Source organism: Bartonella sp. OC68QHHN, assembly GCF_042193875.1.
GTDB classification, from domain to species: domain Bacteria; phylum Pseudomonadota; class Alphaproteobacteria; order Rhizobiales; family Rhizobiaceae; genus Bartonella; species Bartonella grahamii_A.
The window spans coordinates 1-2840 of the sequence record NZ_JBHIME010000050.1 but is presented as its reverse complement, the minus strand read 5'-3'; the positions used below and the strand labels follow the sequence as shown (position 1 = coordinate 2840).

The following is a 2840-nucleotide window of genomic DNA, read 5'->3' as shown; positions in this document are numbered from 1 at the left end:
CACAGATCTTGAAGCAGCCTTGAAGGGCAAAATGGCAGCCGATAAAACCTTCTCATTTGCTGATTTAAGCGATATCGAGGGTGCACACGATGCCGCTAACAACTATGTGCTCTACAAAGCAAGCAATAATAACTTCACCTTTGGCAGTGCTGTATCTTTGCTTGGCTCTCATCAACATAAGATTGAAGATATTGTGGGGCTTGATGATTTTAGAGCTAAGATCAATGAAGATCTCACAAGTTATGGTCGCTTAGCCAGCCCAAATGAATGGCAAAGTTATAATAAATTTACCAGCAAAGTTACCATGAGTGGTGATTTAGAACTGTTAGGTAATTCCTCGTTTAGCCTCATCCATAATGGTGAAGTGCTCACCAGTTTAAGTGCGAGTGGTAGCTCGCTTAAAGGACCTTTGAGAGTTGATGGTGAAGCTGTTTATACCAAATCAGAAATAGATAAATTGGTAGCTTTATTAACCAAAAAACCCGTCGAAATCCTTATGACAGAAAGTGGTCCTATTCCATTTCCTGAAGGCGTTACCGATAATACAAAAATTGAAATATGGGCTTGGGGTGGAGGGGGTAGTGGACGCAGCGGTGGCGGTGGTGGCGGTGGTTGCGTACGGGTTCAAATCAGAGGATCCGATCTTAAAAAATCGAGAGCGGCTCAAATAGGTAGAGGGGGTAGTGGCACAGGTCCTGGTGGTACTACGATTATTGAAGGAATTCTCCGTGCCGGTGGAGGTGGGCTCGGTAGAACTATAGGAATTGATGGAAGTGGTGGTAATGGAGGTCCGGGAGATGACAACGGTAATGGTCGCGGAGGAAATGGTGGTGGCGCTTATTCTAATAGACCCAATTCAAATGGAAGTGATTCGACTTTCAACGGTGGAGGAGGAGGTAGCTATGGAGTAAAAACAGGAAATTACGGACATGGTGGCAACTCTATTTTTGGTGGTGGTGGTGGTGGTGCTGAGAGTAAACATACCACTGATGGTATCACAAAAGGAGGTTACAGTGGAAAAGGCGGGAATGGTGGTGATGGGAATAGGTCTACCGGCGGTGGCGGTGGAGGCTATTTTCCAGGATCATCTAAAGGTTATGGTGGCGCTGGAGCAATATTATTTAGATTTTTTATATAGGAGGTATTGATGGAATATGCAGTTGTTGAAAATGGTGTGGTGACAAATATTATTGTCGCATCAAAAGATTATGTTCACACCTTTGATGGAGAAGCTATCCCTTCAAAGGAAGCACAAATTGGCTGGACTTATAAGGATGGAGTATTCTCTCCTCCCGTGGTGGATAAAGACATAATGGCAGAGCCTAGGCATAAATCACAAGAAAAAGGTGAAGCAGCTTAGGCACTCAAACAATAGTGTAATGATGCTTGTTGTATAAGCTGGCTTTATATGATTTTCTTTCTTTAAAACCCTTTTTGACTGACAGTGTCAGTCTTATGAGAGAGTGTAGATGATTGTTATGGTCTCTTCATTANACTTTATTAAGAATGGCAAGGGATCTAAGTTTTTAGCAATATTTGATCAGACAGCTTTTGGTATGTTTGTAAAATCCTTGATGTTGACATGCAAATTTATTCCCTCCATGCGCCTATCCTTCTCTTTACGCATGAAGTGGAGAAAAGAAAAACAAGTCTAAGCTATTAGGCTTTCCAGTGGGATATTAAATTGTTGGTGCAAATTTTTAATCATGCGCAGTGTTAATTTTCTTTTGCCATTCAATATTTCATAAACACGATTTAAATGACCAATCGCAGGAACAAGATCTTTAGCGGTCAAGTTCATTTGTTCCATTCTAAATTTAATAGCCTCAATTGGATGAGGAGGAGAAACAGGATAGTGCTCTGCTTCATACGCTTCAATCAACAATACAAGAACCTCCATTTGATCAAATTCGGGAGTCCCTTCTTGAGGTTGATTATCAAACATTGCTGACACAATTTCTAAGGCTTCTTGATAATCTTGTTCAGTGCGAAGTGGCTTGATGTTCATTTCTTACATTCCTTCAGTTCTACAGTATTCCATTTACAATATTTAACTGTAACATTTTTGTTGACAATTGTCACTTAATACATTACATTTTATTTAAAATAAAGTTGTTGAATTTGTTATGATCAAAACATTTAAAAATAAAGACCTACAATCTCTCTGGGAAACAGGAAAAAGTAAGATTGATAGCAGGCTTCAACAGCGTATTATTCGCCGTCTTGATACCCTTGACGCAGCTTCTCAAGTTAGTGATATCAATGTACCCGGTTATAACTTTCATATGCTTAAAGGCTTTACTCCAACTCGCTACACAATTCATATCAACGGTCCTTGGTGTATCACTTTTGAATTTAAAAACAGACACGTTTACCATGTTGATCTAGAGCAATACCATTGAAGGTTTTAAGATTAATTGTAAAGGAGACTATCCATGACCACACGCAATCCTAATCGCTGTCCTACTCATCCAGGAGAAATTTTAGCAGAATCCTTAGAACATTTAAATGCAAGCAAAACCGAAATTGCTCGGATTCTTCAAATATCACGCCAGCACTTGCATGGCATTCTTAAAGGAGAACGCCCTGTCACGGCTGTAACAGCGGCTCGCATTGGCAAATTATTAGGCAATGGACCCGCCTTATGGCTACAGCTTCAAGCCAATTATGATACATGGCATGCCTTGAGGGACATTGATGTCTCTTCTATTCCAACACTAGAAGTTAGTAAAAAAGTGGATATACAAATGGAACAGAGCCATTAACCACCTCCCCGCCTAAAAGACGAGGAGATAAATCATGTTTTACGTCTAAGCTGCTTTTGTGGCAGGGCGCTCCGA

General features: G+C 40.5%; 5 protein-coding genes. 4 read left to right on the top strand and 1 reads right to left on the bottom strand.

The annotated features are described in order from the left end of the window. A partial coding sequence (locus tag ACFIJ0_RS06205) for a Bgr_08870 family protein (protein ID WP_375643897.1) occupies positions 1-1138 on the top strand: 1138 nt, incomplete at its 5' end. 9 nt (positions 1139-1147) lie between these two features. Next, positions 1148-1360, top strand: a complete 213-nt coding sequence (locus ACFIJ0_RS06200; RefSeq protein WP_375637152.1) for a hypothetical protein — start codon at positions 1148-1150, stop codon at positions 1358-1360. Between the two features lie 291 nt (positions 1361-1651). Here ACFIJ0_RS06200 and ACFIJ0_RS06195 read toward each other — a convergent pair whose 3' ends face one another. Beyond that, positions 1652-2008 carry a type II toxin-antitoxin system HigA family antitoxin gene (locus ACFIJ0_RS06195; protein WP_375623536.1) on the bottom strand — a complete coding sequence of 119 codons (357 nt, stop codon included), beginning with the start codon at positions 2006-2008 and terminating at the stop codon, positions 1652-1654. A gap of 118 nt (positions 2009-2126) precedes the next feature. On the opposite strand from ACFIJ0_RS06195, the gene ACFIJ0_RS06190 reads away from it, so the two are divergent. Beyond that, positions 2127-2402: a type II toxin-antitoxin system RelE/ParE family toxin gene (locus ACFIJ0_RS06190; RefSeq protein ID WP_375623534.1), complete on the top strand. Its 276-nt coding sequence runs from the start codon at positions 2127-2129 to the stop codon at positions 2400-2402. A 33-nt stretch (positions 2403-2435) separates the two neighbouring features. Beyond that, on the top strand, positions 2436-2765 hold the full coding sequence (locus ACFIJ0_RS06185; protein WP_375623532.1) for a HigA family addiction module antitoxin: 330 nt from the start codon (positions 2436-2438) through the stop codon (positions 2763-2765). Positions 2766-2840 lie beyond the last annotated feature (75 nt).